We start from the raw sequence: 16,069 nt of genomic DNA on the forward strand, positions 1-16,069 counted from the left end.
CGCGTGTGCACAGGAACGTGCACGAGGAGTATACGACAGGGGGAGAGGAAGACGGGCAGGAGCCCGGGTCTCAGCAGGCGAGCGGGACCTCGAAGCCCACGACCGCCCCGCCCCCCGAGGCGTTCGAGGCGAAGACCTTGCCGCCGTGGTCTTCGACGATGCGCCGCGACACGGCCAGGCCCACACCGCTGCCGCCGGTGTCGCATGCCCGAGCGGTGTCCGCACGGTAGAAACGCTCGAAGATGTGGGGAAGGTCGGCGTCGGGGATCCCTTCGCCGGTATCGCGCACCTCCACCCGCGCGTGGCCGTCGGTCGCCGCGCACGAGACGGTCACGCTGCCGGTCTCCGTGTGTCGCAGGGCGTTGTCGATGAGGTTGCGCAGCACCTGGCCCAGTCGGCCCTCGTCGCCGTCGACCATGATGGCGGAGTCGGCTTCGCAGCGTAGCTCGACGGTCGCGCGAGCGCGGACACGGGCACGATCCACCTCACCGCACGCGAGCGCGGCGAGGTCGGTCGACTGCATCTCGTAGCGCAGCTGACCCGCCTCGGCGGCGGAGAGCTCCTGGAGGTCCTCCACGAGGCGTGACAGGTGGCGCGTGTCGTCCGCGAGAGAGCCCAGCCTGCGCTCGTCCGCGACGAGAACACCCTCGGCGATCCCCTCGGCCTGCGCGCGCAGTGAGGCGATCGGATTGCGTAGCTCGTGCGCGACATCGGCGACGAGCCGCCTTCGCAGTTCCTCGGACTCCGCGAGCGAGTCGGCCATATCGTTGAACGCTTCGCCGAGCGCGGCCACCTCGCCAGGACCGCCCACGTCCACGCGATGCGTCAGATCACCGCCCGCGAGCATGCGCGTCGCGGCGGTCAGCCGCTCGATAGGACGCGTGAGGTAGTAGGCCACGACCCATGCCGCCACGCCGGCCAGCCCGATGGCGATCAGCGCGCCGACGAGGATCCCGCGGTCGACCGAGCCGAGGAACGCCTGCTCGGCACCTCCGAGCATCATGTGACGCCCCATGCCCATGCCTTGGCCGGCGGGCCGCGGCAGGGTATCCAGGTAGCCTTGGAAGGCGGACGAGAACAATGTCCGGGTGATGAGCCCGGACAGCACCACCGTGAGCAGCGCGACGACGAGCATCGCGAGGAAAGCCTGGACGAGCAGCGGCCGTTTCACGGCCTTTCCTCCAACTTGTAACCCACTCCGAACACCGTCTGGACGAAACGCGGCGAGCGCGGATCGTCGCCGATCTTGCGGCGCAGGTTCTTCACGTGGGCGTCGATGGTGCGCTCGTAGCCTTCGAAGGCGTCGCCTTGCGCAGCCTCCATGAGTTGCATGCGCGTGTAGACGCGCCCGGGGCGGGCGGCGAGCGTAGCGAGGACGTCGAACTCGGTGCGGGTGAGATCGACGGGCGCGCCGTCGATGGTCACGCGGCGTGCGTCCGGGTCGACCTCGAGCGTGCCGATGCGAAGAACCGCGCCGCCGATCGCCCCGGTATGTTCCGCGCGGCGCAGCACCGCCTTGACGCGCGCCACTACCTCGCGCGGGCTGAAGGGCTTCGAGATGTAGTCGTCGGCACCGACCTCGAGCCCGATGAGGCGGTCGATCTCGTCGCTGCGGGCGGTGATGAGGATGACCGGAAGACCGTGCTCACGCTGGAACCGCTTCGTCAGCTCGATGCCGTCGACGCCCGGCATCATGATGTCGAGGAGGGCGAGGTCCGGCACTCGCTTCGCCACGGCGGCCTCGGCCGCGGCGCCGTCGGCCGCCGTGACCACCTCGAACCCGTCGGCGGTCAGATACGCCGTGAGGACCTCGACGATCTTCGGGTTGTCGTCGGCGACGAGGATGGTGCGTGGCATGGCGAGGTCCTCCTCTCTGGGGGTTATCGTGCGCCCGCACGCCTTACGAGCGCAAACGGGGCGGACCCGCGTTCGCGGACCCGCCCCGGGAGTCGTGCGGTGCTACTGGTTGGCGCAGGCGCCGCCACACGCGCCGGCACCGGCGCCACGGCTGCCGCCGGACCCGCCGCCCATCATGCCGCGACCCTGGCCACGTCCGGCACCGGGACCGGTGCCGTCACAACCGGCCGGAGCCGCGCTGTCGACGCGAGCCGGGATCCGGTCGTCCATGCGGTCGTACATGAGGTCGGCCCGTGCACGCGTGATCGTCCCGGCCGCAACGGCCGCGTCGAGCGCCGCTTTGCGGGCCCTCAACGCTTCGGAGACGACCGTAGCCGACGAGACGCCGTTCTCGGACGCGATCGTCGCGAACGACTTGCCCGCCTTGCGCTCGGCGTAGATGTCCGCGGTCGTCTTGCCGGTCAGTCTCGCGACGACATCCGCGAGCGACGCACCGGCAGTGCGGCAGATCCCGACGAAGCCCGCGACCGGACCCGCGGTCCTCGTCGCCGACGTGGCTGCCGAGGCGATACCGACGCTACCGAGAGCGAGCCCGGCGACGAGCGCCGCGGCCACGAAGATGGCTACCTTTCCTTTGCTCATCGTGCTACCTCCACTTGTCTGTCCGCGGCACGACCTTCGCGCACCGTCATGGAGAAGTATCCCGCGCGGATTCGAAGGACTCGTGAACGCGGAGCGGCGGTGTGGTGAAGGAAACGCGCTCGGCGTCCTAATGCCCGCGACACTGATGGTCGTCGCCGAACGTCTCCTGCGTTCCGCCGAGATACGCGGTCACGGCCGCGCCCGGCGTGGGCGCGTCGGCGTCGAAGAACACCGGGATGCCCGCAGCCGCGAAACCGGCTCTCGGACCGCCGCCCATGCCTCCCGCGATGACCGCCCCGACGCCGACGGCAGCGAGCCGGTCCACGATCGAACCGCAGGCGCCATGATCGTGTGGCCCGTTCTCCAGGACGGAGACGGACACGATGGCGCCGTCGGCGACGTCGACCAGCGTGAACGAACCGGAGTGCCCGAAATGGGCAGAGCGCGGGGCATCGGCGCCGCCCTCACCCTCGGTAGGAACGGCTATGCGCAGTGTGTCGGTCATCGTCCGGTGCCTCCTTCGGCGAGTCCCTGCTCGAGCAGGTCGGCGATCCGCGCCGACGCGCTCACTCGGGTACGAAGATGCGCGATCCAATCGCGAGCCAGGTCACGCCCTTCCGCGTTCAGTTCGTACGTGCGGCGCTGCGGACCTGCCTCGCTCTCGATCCATGACGAACTCACGAAACCATCATCCTCGAGCCTGCGCAGCGTCCGGTAGAGTCCGCCCGGGTCGACGCTGATAGAGCCGTTGCCGAGGTCCTCGATGGTCTTGCGCAGGTCGTAGCCGTGGCCGCAGTCGCGCAGCAGGGCAGCGAGCACGGCGGGCTCGATCACGGCGCCGCCGCCCTGGCCGCCCACACCGCGCGTGCGGCCCCGGCAGCCGCACGCTGCGCCGTGGTCGTGACCGTGTCCGGGTCCGTGCCCGGTCTCGTGGTGCGCGGCGTGCCCGCAGCAGTCGCTCTCTTGTCCGCACATGGGGAACCTCTCTCGGAATCTGATCGACGTGCATATAGATGCATAGTACACCTAGCCACGACGAGAGCCAACGCCGCCAACGCCTGGGTATACCCTGCCCTCGGCGACCCCAGGGACTAGCGGTCGCGGTTCCTATCGGTTCCGCTATGTTCCTATAGGTGCTATCCTGAGTCCATGGACGGACTCTGGGACGTAGCACGCGTCGCCGCCTACCTGGGCGTGACCGAGCGCACCGTGTACAACAAGGTGCGAGCGAGCGAGCTGCCCGCTGTCAAGGTCGGGCGGCTGTGGCGCGTGCGCCCCTCGGACCTCGAGGACTGGCTAGGCCGCACGCAGCGTCGACCCGAGGCGAGCGGGTCGACCGTTCCGGGACCATATCCCTACCCGGAGGTCGCGGGGCGTACGTCGATCGCCGCCGAGGAAGGCGCGATCCCATCGCGCGCCGATCTCGAGGCCGCGCTCGCGGGCGTCGATGAGATCGTGGAACGCCGGCTGAGGCTCGTCTCGCTACTCGCGAAGGGCGTCGTAGCGCTCGGGTGGAGCGCGCCGGTCGTCGTCGGCGGGTTCGCCGTGCAGTACTACACCGCCGGCAACTACGGCACGCTCGACATCGACCTCGTCGGCGCGTCAGAGCCGGTCGCCCAGGTACTCGAGTCGTGGGGTTTCGTGCGCGAGGAGCGTCACTGGTACGACGCGGAGCTCAAGTTCGCGGTCGAGGTACCGGGTGGTCAGCTGGAGCCGTCCGAACGCGAGCGCGTCTTCGGCATCCGGATCGCCGGGATCGATGCGTACGTCCTCGGCATCGAGGACCTGATCATCGACCGACTGAATGCGTGCATGCACTGGAACGACACCGAGTCATGCCGGTGGACGAAGGTGATGGTCGTGACCGCGCCCGAGCTGGACTTAGCGTACCTGGAGCAGCGCGCAGAGGCCGCAGGCGTGCTCGAGAGGCTGCGAGAGATGCTAGCGGACCGGCCATGAGGATGCAGACGATCGAGGAGTGGCGCGCGATGCAGACGCGCAACTTCCGCATGGCGGTCCTGGTCGCGCAGGAGCCGCGCTCGCCGCGCCGCAAGCCGCGCGATCCGATCGAGGACCGGATCCTCTACGAGTTCGCTGTCGCTTCGGTGCGCGAGCGAGCGGAGTCGGGGCGGCTCGTGCGGCTGGGGTCGCGCCACTACGAGTACCGACCTACATCTCGGCACGTATGTACTCGATCATCTTAGGCGTGATGTGCGGGATGAGCAGCGGCAGGTAATTCGGCATGAGCGAACCCATCGTCTCGGGCAGGAGGCCCGGCATGAGGTCCGTCATGTCCTGAGGCATCTCGCCGATGCGGCGGCCCACAGCCTCGATCATGTCGGGCATGACCTTCGCCATTATGCCGTCGACCATGAGCGGGAACAGCAGCGGCATCATCCTCGACATCATCGCGAGTCCGCCGGGAACGTGCTTCATCGCCTTCATCATCGGCTTCATGCCGGGCGGCATCGCATCCATCATCTGCGGGAAGATCTCGGCCATTACACCCGCCATCTCCTCGGGCTTCATCAGGTCGATGAACTTGTCGAAGAAGCCCCACATGTACATCGAGTGGTCCGTGGAGCTCGGGATCTCGTAGCCTCTCGCCTCCGCGACGAAGCGCGCGAGGTCGTCCACCTGGATGTCGAGGCCGTTCTTGAGCGCCGAGTCGCGCAGCTGCACCTGGCAACACGGGCAGAGCGCCACCAGCTTGTCCACCCCGACGTCGATCGCTTCCTGGAGCCGCGCCCCGCCGAGGACCGGCGCGATCGGCTTCTCGCCGATGAGAGTGAGCACGGAACCGCAACAGAGCCCTTCTTCGCGGTTGTGCTCCATCTCGACGAGCTCGACTCCCGGCATGGCCTTGATCATGTCGCGCGGCGGCTCGTACACGCCCTGCGCCCGGCCCATGTGACACGAGTCGTGGAACGCGACCTTCGCGTCGACCTCGTGATCGAGCACGAGCCGACCGTCGGCTATGGCCGGCGCGACGAGTTCGGAGTAGTGCTTCACCTCGAACGGGAAGTCGTCGCCACGCTCGCGAGCGAGGTCGGCGTACATCTCCTTCCACACGAGCGCGCATGCGGGGCACGAGGTCACGATCGTCTTCGCGCCGCGCTTCTTCGCCTCGGTGGTGTTGTGTTCGTAGATCTCCTCGAAGAGGTCCCACTTCCCGGCGACCTTCATCGGGATGCCGCAGCATGCCTCCTGATCGCCCATGTAGGAGAGCTCGTAGCCGGCGTCGGTGAGCAGTCGCACGCTCGCTTCGGCCACGTCGGTGTTGACGAAGCTCGCGGTGCACCCCGCGAAGTACATGACCGGGCCGGAGTCGGCGAGCGGCTTCGCGAGGTCGCCGGGCACCCAGTCGGCCCGGTGCTGAGCCTTGCCCGCCCAGATGTCGCGCTCGCCACGGAGCGAGGCGGCCATCATCTCGAAGGGCGGGAAGGTCATGCGCCCCTCGTCGTGCACGAGCCGTCCGCGCATCTCCATCCAGGAGTGCTCGACCGGCAGTTGCAGCTGGCAGCGCGTGTTGCAGACCTCGCACGTCGTGCAGACGAGGAACGTGTCGACCATCCTCTGATCGAACTTCTCGCGCCCCTCCATGACCTCGCGCAGGTAGAGGTACTTGCCGCGCGGCGAGTGGCTCATCCAGCCGCGGCCGGAGTACTCCTCGCACGTGTGGACGCAGTAGCCGCACTGCGCGCAGGCGTAGGCGTAGTACGCGACGTCGGCCGGGATACCGCGCTTCTCGGCGAGCTTCACGGTCGCGGGCGGTTTGGACGCGTTCGCGATGGGGCGGATCAGGGGCTCGAAGGCCGAAGCCGCACCCATGATCGCGTCGATGACGCCCTTGCCCAGCACTTTCTTGGGGTTCATGATGCCGCGCGGGTCGACCAGGCGCTTGAACTCCGTCAGGTCGTGGACCCGCTGCTCTCCGAGCACGGAGACCGCCTCCCGGCGGAAGTACAGCCCGGTGGAGTACGCGGAACCGCCGTGCCGCTTCGCGATCCCGATCACGGAAAGAGAGAGCGCGAAGGCCGCGTTGAAAGCGAACGTGCGGCTGTCGTGGGGGATGAAGCCGAGCAGGACGACCTTGTCGCCCTCGCCCACCATCCCCTCGAGCACGAACGGCTGCCCGATCTTGGCTGCGATCTCGTCCAGGACGGCCGAGAGCTCGGCCAGCGGGACCACGACCTCGGTGGGGATGATCGACGGTCCGATCCGCTTGAGTCTCATCGGAGCGAAGCGCTGGTCCCACTCGTGCTCTGCCGCTTCCGCGGGAAGCTCCGTGCCGCCGCGCGCGTCGACGATCCTCGACAGGGCGTCGTTGACGAGAGGCCGGCGCGACCACGGGTACGCGATCACGGCGAGGTACGTGTCGGGCAGCTCGGGCTCGTAGTGCTCGTGGGCCTCCTCGTAGGGATGCCCGTGACGGTGCGGGAGCCGCTTCTTCAACCTGGTGGACTCGGGATTGAGGAAGGTGATCGACCAGATCGGGAGCTTGCTCGACGAGATGTCGGCGAGCGCCGCGCCGATGGAGGCGGAGTCCGGGAACGCGATCAAGCGGTGCACCTCGGGCTCGAGCTCGCGGAGCATGACCGTGATCTCGGTGATGATGCCGGTGATGCCCTCCGCGTCGGCGATGTAGCGCGCCAGGTCGTCTCCGGAGAATACGCGCACCTCCGCGGTAGGGAGCACTACGCGGGCGGAGACGACGTTGTCCTTGAACATGCCGTACTCGTAGGAGCCGAAGCCGGCGCCGCCCTGCGCGAGCCAACCCGCGACGGACGACGACGGCGTCGACGACGGGTACAGACGCAGGGTCAGTCCCTGCTTCTCGATGTCGCGCTGAAGATCCTCCCACACGAGACCCGGCTGCACGCGCGCGGTCTTGCGCTCGGCGTCCACCTCGAGGATCGCGTGCATGCCCGAGACGTCCACGACGACGGCGCCCTCGACCGGGAGCACGCCCCCATAGCCGGAGGTGGACGCGCCGCGGGGCACGAGACACAAGCGCTCGGCGCCGGCGAGCTCCACGAGCTCGACGATCTCATCTTCGTCTTTCGGACGGACGACCGCGCCGGCCAGGCCTGCGGGAACGAACGGCTTGACGAGCTTCGGCATCTCGCCGATGTCGGCCGAGTACAGCTTCCGTTCGACCCTATCGGTCCGCATACGGTCGCCGAAGATGCCGGCCAGTGCCGACTCGTGCCGGTCCGAGATGACAGCCATCGCTGGAAACGCTCCTTCTGTGGTGTGAATGGCAAGTACTGCCTGATAGTATACCCATTAGGGTATGCCTGGTCAACGAGACCGGGACGCGCCTCGTCTACCGTTCTTCCCGAATCCCGTCATCCGGAGCCCGTTTTGGGAAGAAATAACTGGGACACCGGTCCGGCTTGCGCTCGATCAGCGAAGCGGCAGTCGGCATCCCGCAACGGAAGGCCCGGCGATCCCGAGAGTGTGGCGACGCGTTCTGGGGGCGAATCGCGTGCCGAGGGGAAGATCGTCCGAGGCCGGACCCGCGGGCCCGGTGCATGATGCGCAGATGGATCTGATACCTAGGGACTTCCTGCGGATAATCGCGCTTTGGTCCCTGCTGCCCGCCTACTCCGTGGCCGGGGCGTTCCTCGGCTACATGGCGGACCGCTTCCTCGGCTGGTTCCCCTACCTCACCGGTCTAGGCCTGCTCCTCGCATTGGTCCTCGCCGTTCGCGACATGCTCCGACTGCGCGACGACATGTAACCGGCACGGGGAGGTGCCACCGGTATGGATACCGGTCCGGCCGCAGAGGCCACGTGGCTCATCGTGATCGTCAACACCGCGCTCGTCGGCGCCGCGCTCGCCGGCGCGGGCAGACTATTCGGCAGACGCCGGTTGACCGAGGGCCTGCCGGACACCTGGCAGAACGCCGGCGAATCGGTGCTCGACTTCTTCGTCAACAAGGCGCGGGAGATGGCGCCCTCCGGGCAGCGGGAGCGCGCCGTGAGGGTGATCGCGCCGGTGCTCGCGATGTTCTTCATCTTCATCTTCGCCAGCAACCTGGTGATGGTCCTGCCGATCCCAAGGCTCAACGCGCCGCCCACGAGTCACTTCAGCGTCACCCTCGCGCTCGCGCTGTGCTCCGTCTTCGGCACCATGGCCATCGGCGCACTGTTCCGCGGACCGCTCGGCGCGATGAAGCACCTGTTCTGGCCGAATCCCCTCCAGTGGATCTCGGAGATCACCGACGTGATGTCGCTGTCCTTGCGGCTGTTCGGCAACATCGCCGGCGAGTACATGACCGTCGTGCTCGTGACCGGGTCGGTCGTCTTCGGCATCCCGCTGATCCTGCACATGCTCGGTCTCATCCCGGCGTTCGTGCAAGCGCTCGTCTTCACGCTGCTGACGGCGAGCTTCCTCGCCAGCGCGGTGCACTCGGAGTCGGAGGGCGACCGCCCTCGCGTGATCGACAGGGCGGAGCCGGGCGCCGGCGCCACCCCGGACATGGAAAGGGGGGCGTGAGCCATGGAGGCGGTCATAGCCGGAGGAGTCGTGGTCCTGCCCATCGTGGTCGGTGCCACCGCCGCATCCGTCGCGATGCGCTGGATCTCGGTGTCGGCGATCGAAGGCATGACCCGGCAACCCGAGATCGCTCCACAGCTGTTCACGGCCATGCTCATCGGGATGGCCCTGGTCGAGGCGCTGTGCATCTACACGCTGGTCGTGACGCTGGTGATGGCGGGGAAGATGTGACCGGCCGGCAGGGGTGAGCGGGATGGACCTCAACCCCATCAACCAGCTCGACTGGCGCGTGATCCTCGCCGCCATGGCGATCTTCACGCTCACTTTCCTCGCTATGCGCCGATACTACTTCGCGCCCTTCATCGAGGTCATGGAGCGCCGGCGCGCCTTCATCGAGGAAGCCGACCGCAAGACTGCTGAGGCCGAGGAGGAACGCGAGCGAGCCTCCGCGGACAGCGAGAAGATGCTCGCCGAAGCGCGCGAACGTGCCGAGGAGATCGTGCGCGAGGCGCGCGAGGCGACCGAGACCGAGAGACGAAGGATGCTCGGCGAGGCGAGCGCGCGCATGGGCGAGACCCTCGAGGCCGGGCGCCGGAAGATAGCCGCCGAACGAGACGCCGAACTCGCGAACCTGCACTCTCAGGCGGTCGAATGCGTACGGCTGGCATGCGCGAAGATCGTCGGCGACGTGGACGAGCGGCGTGTCATCGACGCCGTCGACTCCCGCATCGCCCGACGTCAGACGTAAGGGGGCGTCGGTGGTCGGGGAACTGTTCGCCGAAGTCGGTCACGAGATAACCGCGGACATCGGTCGCTTCGCGGTCGAGGTCGTGCAGTTCCTCATCCTCGTCGCCGCGGTCTGGGCCCTCACGGTCGGCTCATCCAAGAGGCGGGGCATCATCACCGGCAGGCTCGCCGACCGGCGAGCGGCGCTCGAGACGCGCCTCGAGGCGGCCGGCCGAGCCGAGGGGGCCCTGGAGACGGCGCGCGCGGAGGCACAGGCGGCTCGAGGGGCCGCCGAGGCGCAGGCGCGGCAGGTCGTCAGGGAGGCTCGCGCACGCGCCGCGGCCCTCGTGAAGGAGTCGCACGCGGTCGCCGAACAGCGTGCGGTCGAACTGGAGGCTCGCGCCGTCGAAGTGCTCGCCGCCGAACACGGCGACATGCAGACCGAGGTCCGCGACCGCCTCATCGAAGTGGTCGCCGACGCGACGCGCTCGATCGTCAACGATCAGTACACCCTGCCCGAGCAGCGCGCGCTCATCCAGAGAGCCGTGATCGCCGGACTGGAGCGCTTCGAGCGAGCCACCTCCATCGCCGCCGAGAGCCGGTGAGACGTCACATGCCGACGAGCGAGCGATCCGACGCCGAGCTGGGCACGGCACTGCGCTCGGCGCTCTCCTCGTGTGAAGGCGTCGCCGTCACGCTGTGCAGCAAGACGTACCTCGAGGACGAGATCGTCCACCGCGTCGCCGAGATGCTCTCCCGGATGGCTGGGCGCAACGTGGCCGTCGAGCTCCGCGTGAACCCCACGATGGACGCCGGCGCCATACTCTACCTGGGCGGCGACCACAGGGTGACTCTCGATGCCCGCGCGACGTGGCTGGCCGGGATCGAGCGGGAGCTGGACGCCGCGGGCGAGGAGGAACTCACCGGCGCGCCCGAGGACACTTACGGACTCCTGCACCGGCTTCTGGAAACGACCTCGCCGAGCGTGTCGGTCGAGGAACTCTCCGAGAGCGGGACCGTGCTGGAGGTCGGAGACGGCGTCGCGTTCGTCGCGGGCCTGCGCAGGGTGGGCTCCCAGGAGCTCGTCGAGTTCCCCGGCGGGGTGCTCGGCATCGCGTTCAGTCTGCTCGAGGACAAGGTCGGGTGTCTGCTGCTGGGCCCGGAGGAAGGCATCTCCGAGGGGAGCGACGTGCGCAGGACCGGACACCTCCTCCGCGTTCCCGCGGGCGAGACGCTGCTCGGTCGCGTCGTCAACTCGCTCGGGGACCCGATCGACGGCAAGCGGCCGATCACGGCTCGCGCGTACCTGCCCGCCGAACGCAAAGCGCCCGGCGTCGTCGAGCGCCAGCCGGTGACCACGTCGCTGCACACGGGGATCAAGGCGCTCGACGCGCTGGTCCCCCTCGGCAGGGGGCAGCGCGAGCTCATCATCGGCGACCGGCGCGTGGGCAAGACCACGATCGCCATCGACACGATCCTCGCCCAGCGGGGGACCGGCGTCTGCTGCATCTACGCGGCGATCGGGCAGAAGGCGTCGTCCGTGGCACGCGTGGTGTCCATCCTCGAGGAGCATGGGGCGATGGAGTACACGACCGTGGTGGTCGCGTTCCCCAACGAGCAGCCGGCCTTCCGCTACCTCGCGCCGTACACCGCCTGCGCGATGGGCGAGTACTACATGGAGGCGGGCCGCGACGCCCTGGTCGTCTTCGACGACCTCTCCAAGCACGCCGTCACGTACCGCGAGGTGTCGGCGCTGCTCGGCCGCCCTATCGGCCGCGAGGCATACCCGGGCGACATCTTCTACGTGCACTCGCGGCTGCTCGAGCGCGCGGCGCGCCTCTCCGACGAGCGCAGGGGCGGCTCGTTGACCGCCCTGCCGATAGTCGAGACGCTCGCCGGAGACATCTCGGCCTTCATCCCCACCAACGTCATCTCCATCTGCGACGGTCAGATCATGCTCTCGGCCGACCTCTTCAACGAGGGCTCCAGGCCGGCGATGGAGGTGGGGTTGTCGGTCTCGCGCGTGGGTGGATCGGCGCAGACGCGCGCGATGAAGCAGGTCGCCGGGCGGCTGCGGGTCGACCTCGCGCAGTACGAGGAGATGGCGCAGTTCGTGAAGTTCGGCGCCGAGGTGGACGAGGCCACGGTCCGCCAGCTCGCGCGCGGCGAACGCGCCCGCGAGCTGCTCAAGCAGGCCCAGCACGCGCCGATGAGCGCCGAGGTCGAGGTCCTCGTCCTGTACGCGGTCGGAAGAGGGGTGTTCGACGCCGTGCCCGTCGACGGCATAGCCGAGGCCGAGCGACGCCTCGTCGAGTACGTGTCCAAGGATCACCCCGGTATCCTTGCCGAGCTGGGCGAGTCCGGCTCGCTCTCGCCCGAGATCACCGAGCGGCTCGACTCGGCGCTCGCGTCGTTCGCCACCGAGCCCCAGCACGCGACGTGAGGGGTGCGAAGTGCCCAGACTCGTCGAGATACGCCACCGGATCGGCGTGGTCCGCAACATCGAGACGGTCGCCCGCACCATGGCGACCGTGGCTTCGGCCAAGCTGAGCAAGACCCACGAGCGCGCCATCGGGATGCGCGCGTACATGGAGCGCGTGCGGCGGATGGTCGCCCACCAGGCCCTCGCCGCCGGCGAGGACCTGGCGTCCCTGACCCCGTACCACCGCGCCGAAGAGACCGGGGGTGCCGTGCTCGCCCTGGTCCTGAGCGGAGACCGCGGGATGTGCGGAGGACACAACCTCGCGGTGAGCCGGCTGGCGGCGGATCTCGCCGAGACGTGCTCCGCGGCCGGTCGCGAGGTAGCGTTCATCGCCAAGGGCCTGAAGGGAGCCCGCTATCTGGAGCGCCGTGAGAACACGAACGTCCTGCGCTCGGAGAACTGGCCGAAGGCGGGCGTCACGCCCACCGAGGTGGAACGGCTGGCCGCCGAGCTGTCGGCCGCGTTCCTCGACGGCGGGTACTCCCGGATCGTCTGCGTGTACACGCGTTTCATCTCCACGGTCCGTGGAGAGCCGACGGTCGAGACGCTGCTCCCTCTCCCGCTCGAGGTCGGCGCGGCGGACGAGCCGGGCGCCGACGTGCGTTGGTGCTACGAACCGGAGAGGCGCGAAGCGATCGAAGCTCTGCTCGACGCGTACCTGACACTCCAGGTGGAGGACGTGATGCTCGAGTCGTACGCCTCCGAACAGGCGGCCCGGATGATCACCATGGAGGAGGCATCCGAACGCGCCCGCACCGCTCTGCGAGAGCTCACGGTCTCCGCCAACCGCGTGCGCCGCGAAGCGATCACCACCGATCTGATCGGCGTGCTCTACGCGGCCCGCATGCGCCACGGGGCGCACGCATGAGAGAAGAGGAGGCGGGTGCGGTGTCCGATCCCGACGGCGCGGCGGCGACGGCCTCGCCCGAACTCGAGCGTCTCGTGCACGACGCGGTCAGCCGCATCTCGGAGAAGATGAGCCGGGAGATCAGCGCGGGCACGGTCCTGCAGGTCCAAGGCCCGGTGGTCGACGTCGGGTTCCGTGGCTCCCTGCCGCAACTGGGCAATCTGCTGATCGCCGAGGACGAGGGGATACGCCTGCCGATGGAGGCCGCGCAACTGCTGGGCGAGGGACTCGTGCGCGCCATCGCCCTGGACTCGACCGACGCGCTGCGCCGCGGCGTGAACGTCCTCGACACCCGCGAGCCCATCACCGTGCCGGTCGGGCCGGGCATCCGCGGCAGGCTGCTCAACGTGCTCGGTGAGCCTATCGACATGCGTGGGCCCGTGGTCGCCTTGCGGCGCGACTCGATCCACCGGCCGCCGATCCCGTACGCGCGCATACGCTCGTACCCCGAGGTCTTCGAGACCGGCCTCAAGGCGATCGACCTGCTCACCCCGTTCCCCCGCGGTGGCAAGATCGCGTTGTTCGGCGGCGCCGGTGTGGGCAAGACCGTCGTCATCATGGAGCTCATCCGCAACGTCGGCCTCGAGCACAAGGGTGTGAGCGTGTTCGGCGGCATCGGCGAGCGCACGCGCGAGGGCAACGACATATGGATCGAGATGGAGCGGGCGGGTGTGCTCGAGCGCGCGGTGCTGTTCTTCGGACAGATGAACGAGCCCCCGGGTGCGCGGTTCCGCCTGCCGTTCTCCGCCCTGCGCGCGGCCGAGTACTTCCGCGACGAGGAACACCAGGACGTCCTGCTCTTCTTCGACAACATCTACCGCTACGTGCAGGCCGGCCTTGAGGTGTCGCTGCTCCGCGCCCGCATCCCCGCCGAGATGGGGTACCAGCCGACGCTGTTCACCGAGATCGGCCAGCTCGAGGAGCGCATCGTCTCCACGGAAGACGGAGCCATCACCAGCGTGCAGGCGGTCTACGTGCCCGCCGACGACCTCGCCGACCCCGGCCCAGCGGCGGTCTTCTCGCACCTGGACGCCGCCGTGGTGCTCTCCCGCAAGATAGTCGAGCAGGGCATCTACCCGGCAGTCGACCCGCTGCAGTCCTCCTCGCAGATCCTCGAACCTTGGGCGGTGGGCGCGGAACACGTAGAGCTCGCCTCGCGCACCCGCGCGTACCTGCAGCGTTACGCGGCGCTGAAGGACCTCATCGCCATACTCGGCGTGGAGGAGCTGTCCCAGGAGGACAGGACCGTGGTGCTGCGCGCCCGCCGCCTGCAGAAGTTCCTGTCGCAGCCGTTCTTCGTCGCTGAGCAGTACACGGGCATCCCCGGCCGGTACGTCACCATCTCCGAGACGTTGCGCGGCGTTCGCGAGATCTGCGACGGGATGCACGACGATCTGCCCGAGCAGGCGTTCTACATGACCGGCACCATCGACGAGGTGCTCGAGAGGGTGTCGGGAGGCGAAGCGGCGTGAGCGGGTTCGAGCTCGAGGTCGTGACGCCGCTCGGGGTGATGGTGGCCGCGCACGGCGTCGAGTCCGTGGTCGTGCGTCGCGAAGACGGCGGGCGGCCCGGATGCGAGGTCGCGGTGTTGCAGGCGCACGCGCCGATGCTCACGCACACGTCGGCATGCGAGATGCGCTGGATCGTGGACGGGCATACGCACCGGACGCCCGTGGGCAGCGGTGTGATGGAGGTACTGGACGGCCGGGTGACGATCGTCGTCCCGTCGGCGTCCTAGCGCCCGAGGCCCTCCAGCAGCGTCCGCTCGCCAGTGGAGAGCGCGGCGAGCCAGTCGCGCAGCGCCGGCGGAGCGTCGGCGCTGAAGTAGGCGGGAGCGACCGCCCGGCGGAACGCGTTCCGGCTCCGCGTCGTCGACTCCATGCGCCAGTCCTGATCGCGCGTCGGCCCCTTCTCGTGCGCGTCGTAGTAGACGACGGCCTTGACCTTCGGGTGCTGGGCGATCCTCCTGTACGCGTCGAGCAGCCAGGCGGCCTTGTCGCCGCCCTGCTCCACGGTGGCGAACTCGGAGATGCAGATGGGCTTGCGCAGCGTCTCGAGGTAGGTCAGCGGTTTCTCGTACCAATGCCACCACGGCTGCCACTGCCCGAAGGAGCTCGACGTGCCCCAGTTGAAGCCGCTGATCGAGGTCCAATCCACATAGGCGTCCCCCGGGTAGTAGGCGGCGTACCGGTTGTTCGTCGACGCGGGCACGCTCTCGTGGTTGATGCTCCATACCCACGCGACGTTGTCGGCGCCCTCCTGCGTGAAGATATCGTGCATGTGCCTCCACGCCTGCACGTACTCCGGGGGCCGGTTGCCGTTGACGGTGCCGCACCACGGGTACCAGTTCCCGTTCATCTCGTGCATCGGACGCAGCAGCACCGGCCCTCCCAGCGAGCGCAGATCGCGCGCCCAGCTCCGTATGTAGTCGTCGAAGTCGCCCGCGATGATGCGCGAGAGGCGGTACGTGGGGTTCACGCCGGGATTCTTCACCTGATTGGCGTTCGAGCCCGGGTCCCAGGGCTCCCAGGTGATGAGCGGGACCTTGCCGTCGATCAGCAGCGCGGAGACCGCCTTCGAGTCGACGCGGTAGCGGTTGTCGCGCGCCCAAGGCTGGTACCACATGACGATGCCGACGCCCTTGCCCGCCGCGCTCTCGAACGACGCCACGGCGGACGCCTCGAACGGCGCCGGCGGCGCGTAGACGCCGAGGTAAGCGCCCTTGGGGAGCGGGAGCAGCTTCGCGGCGAGGGAGAGAGTGGTCGGTTCCGCGACGACCGGAGGCGTGGGTGAGGCGGTCGCGGCCGGGGGCGGGGCCGTCGAAGAGACCCGCACTCCACCGCACCCGGCGAGCAGACCGACGACGAGCGCGCCCGCGACGAGTGTTGCCGCGGCGCGTCCCGCGAGACGAAGAACCCCGTCCGACATCCCTCGGCCCCGCTTCCCGACG

The 16,069-nt window shown here is 68.8% G+C and carries 18 protein-coding genes; 11 read left to right on the forward strand and 7 right to left on the reverse strand.

What is annotated here, in order from left to right; genetic code table 11:
* Positions 1 to 70: 70 nt before the first annotated feature.
* From WC971_04790 to WC971_04810, 5 genes are all read right to left on the reverse strand, one after another.
* Positions 71 to 1,171, reverse strand: a complete 1,101-nt coding sequence (locus WC971_04790) for a HAMP domain-containing sensor histidine kinase (GenBank protein ID MFA5844131.1) — start codon at positions 1,169 to 1,171, stop codon at positions 71 to 73.
* Positions 1,168 to 1,857, reverse strand: a complete 690-nt coding sequence (locus tag WC971_04795; protein ID MFA5844132.1) for a response regulator transcription factor — start codon at positions 1,855 to 1,857, stop codon at positions 1,168 to 1,170. The genes WC971_04790 and WC971_04795 overlap by 4 nt, the downstream gene beginning before the upstream one ends.
* A gap of 102 nt (positions 1,858 to 1,959) precedes the next feature.
* Positions 1,960 to 2,499 (reverse strand): hypothetical protein, encoded by a 540-nt coding sequence (locus WC971_04800; protein MFA5844133.1) that lies wholly within the window; start codon positions 2,497 to 2,499, stop codon positions 1,960 to 1,962.
* Between the two features lie 127 nt (positions 2,500 to 2,626).
* Positions 2,627 to 3,004: a NifB/NifX family molybdenum-iron cluster-binding protein gene (locus tag WC971_04805; protein ID MFA5844134.1), complete on the reverse strand. Its 378-nt coding sequence runs from the start codon at positions 3,002 to 3,004 to the stop codon at positions 2,627 to 2,629.
* Positions 3,001 to 3,474: a PadR family transcriptional regulator gene (locus WC971_04810; GenBank protein ID MFA5844135.1), complete on the reverse strand. Its 474-nt coding sequence runs from the start codon at positions 3,472 to 3,474 to the stop codon at positions 3,001 to 3,003. Before WC971_04810 ends, WC971_04805 begins: the two co-directional genes overlap by 4 nt.
* A gap of 174 nt (positions 3,475 to 3,648) precedes the next feature.
* Between WC971_04810 and WC971_04815 the strand changes: the two genes are divergently transcribed.
* Both WC971_04815 and WC971_04820 read left to right on the forward strand, forming a co-directional pair.
* The gene (locus WC971_04815; protein MFA5844136.1) at positions 3,649 to 4,458 is read left to right on the forward strand and encodes a helix-turn-helix domain-containing protein; all 810 of its coding nucleotides are present in this window, start codon (positions 3,649 to 3,651) and stop codon (positions 4,456 to 4,458) included.
* On the forward strand, positions 4,455 to 4,703 hold the full coding sequence (locus tag WC971_04820) for a hypothetical protein (protein ID MFA5844137.1): 249 nt from the start codon (positions 4,455 to 4,457) through the stop codon (positions 4,701 to 4,703). Before WC971_04815 ends, WC971_04820 begins: the two co-directional genes overlap by 4 nt.
* Here WC971_04820 and WC971_04825 read toward each other — a convergent pair.
* Entirely contained in the window at positions 4,669 to 7,731 is a 3,063-nt protein-coding gene (locus WC971_04825; GenBank protein ID MFA5844138.1) for an FAD-binding and (Fe-S)-binding domain-containing protein, read from the reverse strand. The two genes, WC971_04820 and WC971_04825, sit on opposite strands and share 35 nt — an antisense overlap.
* Before the next feature lie 316 nt (positions 7,732 to 8,047).
* Between WC971_04825 and WC971_04830 the strand changes: the two genes are divergently transcribed.
* The 9 genes from WC971_04830 to WC971_04870 all read left to right on the forward strand — a co-directional run bounded on the left by WC971_04830 (position 8,048) and on the right by WC971_04870 (position 14,857).
* Positions 8,048 to 8,245 (forward strand): hypothetical protein, encoded by a 198-nt coding sequence (locus tag WC971_04830; GenBank protein MFA5844139.1) that lies wholly within the window; start codon positions 8,048 to 8,050, stop codon positions 8,243 to 8,245.
* A gap of 24 nt (positions 8,246 to 8,269) precedes the next feature.
* Positions 8,270 to 9,004, forward strand: a complete 735-nt coding sequence (locus WC971_04835; GenBank protein ID MFA5844140.1) for a FoF1 ATP synthase subunit a — start codon at positions 8,270 to 8,272, stop codon at positions 9,002 to 9,004.
* 3 nt (positions 9,005 to 9,007) lie between these two features.
* Positions 9,008 to 9,235: an ATP synthase F0 subunit C gene (gene atpE, locus WC971_04840; protein ID MFA5844141.1), complete on the forward strand. Its 228-nt coding sequence runs from the start codon at positions 9,008 to 9,010 to the stop codon at positions 9,233 to 9,235.
* Positions 9,236 to 9,257: 22 nt separating this feature from the next.
* Positions 9,258 to 9,752 carry an ATP synthase F0 subunit B gene (locus WC971_04845; protein ID MFA5844142.1) on the forward strand — a complete coding sequence of 165 codons (495 nt, stop codon included), beginning with the start codon at positions 9,258 to 9,260 and terminating at the stop codon, positions 9,750 to 9,752.
* Positions 9,753 to 9,762: 10 nt separating this feature from the next.
* A complete protein-coding gene (locus WC971_04850; GenBank protein ID MFA5844143.1) occupies positions 9,763 to 10,335 on the forward strand; it encodes a hypothetical protein in 573 nt (190 codons plus the stop codon).
* 8 nt (positions 10,336 to 10,343) lie between these two features.
* A complete protein-coding gene (gene atpA / locus WC971_04855) occupies positions 10,344 to 12,173 on the forward strand; it encodes a F0F1 ATP synthase subunit alpha (protein ID MFA5844144.1) in 1,830 nt (609 codons plus the stop codon).
* 10 nt (positions 12,174 to 12,183) lie between these two features.
* Positions 12,184 to 13,080: an ATP synthase F1 subunit gamma gene (gene atpG / locus WC971_04860; GenBank protein ID MFA5844145.1), complete on the forward strand. Its 897-nt coding sequence runs from the start codon at positions 12,184 to 12,186 to the stop codon at positions 13,078 to 13,080.
* A 107-nt stretch (positions 13,081 to 13,187) separates the two neighbouring features.
* Positions 13,188 to 14,591: a F0F1 ATP synthase subunit beta gene (gene atpD / locus WC971_04865; protein ID MFA5844146.1), complete on the forward strand. Its 1,404-nt coding sequence runs from the start codon at positions 13,188 to 13,190 to the stop codon at positions 14,589 to 14,591.
* Positions 14,588 to 14,857, forward strand: coding sequence for a hypothetical protein (locus WC971_04870; protein MFA5844147.1), 270 nt, complete (start codon positions 14,588 to 14,590; stop codon positions 14,855 to 14,857). Before atpD ends, WC971_04870 begins: the two co-directional genes overlap by 4 nt.
* Here WC971_04870 and WC971_04875 read toward each other — a convergent pair.
* Positions 14,854 to 16,047 carry a glycosyl hydrolase gene (locus tag WC971_04875; protein ID MFA5844148.1) on the reverse strand — a complete coding sequence of 398 codons (1,194 nt, stop codon included), beginning with the start codon at positions 16,045 to 16,047 and terminating at the stop codon, positions 14,854 to 14,856. The two genes, WC971_04870 and WC971_04875, sit on opposite strands and share 4 nt — an antisense overlap.
* Positions 16,048 to 16,069: the final 22 nt, after the last annotated feature.

The organism is Coriobacteriia bacterium (assembly GCA_041658765.1).
GTDB lineage: Bacteria > Actinomycetota > Coriobacteriia > Anaerosomatales > JBAZZO01 > JBAZZO01.

What these genes read in the sequence shown, in the direction of transcription:
- WC971_04820 (MFA5844137.1), top strand. Translation starts at nt 4,455, where the DNA reads ATGAGGATGCAGACGATCGAGGAGTGGCGCGCGATGCAGACGCGCAAC.
- WC971_04825 (MFA5844138.1), bottom strand. Translation starts at nt 7,731, where the DNA reads ATGGCTGTCATCTCGGACCGGCACGAGTCGGCACTGGCCGGCATCTTC.
- WC971_04810 (MFA5844135.1), bottom strand. Translation starts at nt 3,474, where the DNA reads ATGTGCGGACAAGAGAGCGACTGCTGCGGGCACGCCGCGCACCACGAG.
- WC971_04800 (MFA5844133.1), bottom strand. Translation starts at nt 2,499, where the DNA reads ATGAGCAAAGGAAAGGTAGCCATCTTCGTGGCCGCGGCGCTCGTCGCC.
- WC971_04845 (MFA5844142.1), top strand. Translation starts at nt 9,258, where the DNA reads ATGGACCTCAACCCCATCAACCAGCTCGACTGGCGCGTGATCCTCGCC.
- WC971_04815 (MFA5844136.1), top strand. Translation starts at nt 3,649, where the DNA reads ATGGACGGACTCTGGGACGTAGCACGCGTCGCCGCCTACCTGGGCGTG.
- atpA (MFA5844144.1), top strand. Translation starts at nt 10,344, where the DNA reads ATGCCGACGAGCGAGCGATCCGACGCCGAGCTGGGCACGGCACTGCGC.
- WC971_04835 (MFA5844140.1), top strand. Translation starts at nt 8,270, where the DNA reads ATGGATACCGGTCCGGCCGCAGAGGCCACGTGGCTCATCGTGATCGTC.
- atpE (MFA5844141.1), top strand. Translation starts at nt 9,008, where the DNA reads ATGGAGGCGGTCATAGCCGGAGGAGTCGTGGTCCTGCCCATCGTGGTC.
- WC971_04795 (MFA5844132.1), bottom strand. Translation starts at nt 1,857, where the DNA reads ATGCCACGCACCATCCTCGTCGCCGACGACAACCCGAAGATCGTCGAG.
- WC971_04875 (MFA5844148.1), bottom strand. Translation starts at nt 16,047, where the DNA reads ATGTCGGACGGGGTTCTTCGTCTCGCGGGACGCGCCGCGGCAACACTC.
- WC971_04830 (MFA5844139.1), top strand. Translation starts at nt 8,048, where the DNA reads ATGGATCTGATACCTAGGGACTTCCTGCGGATAATCGCGCTTTGGTCC.
- atpD (MFA5844146.1), top strand. Translation starts at nt 13,188, where the DNA reads ATGAGCCGGGAGATCAGCGCGGGCACGGTCCTGCAGGTCCAAGGCCCG.
- WC971_04805 (MFA5844134.1), bottom strand. Translation starts at nt 3,004, where the DNA reads ATGACCGACACACTGCGCATAGCCGTTCCTACCGAGGGTGAGGGCGGC.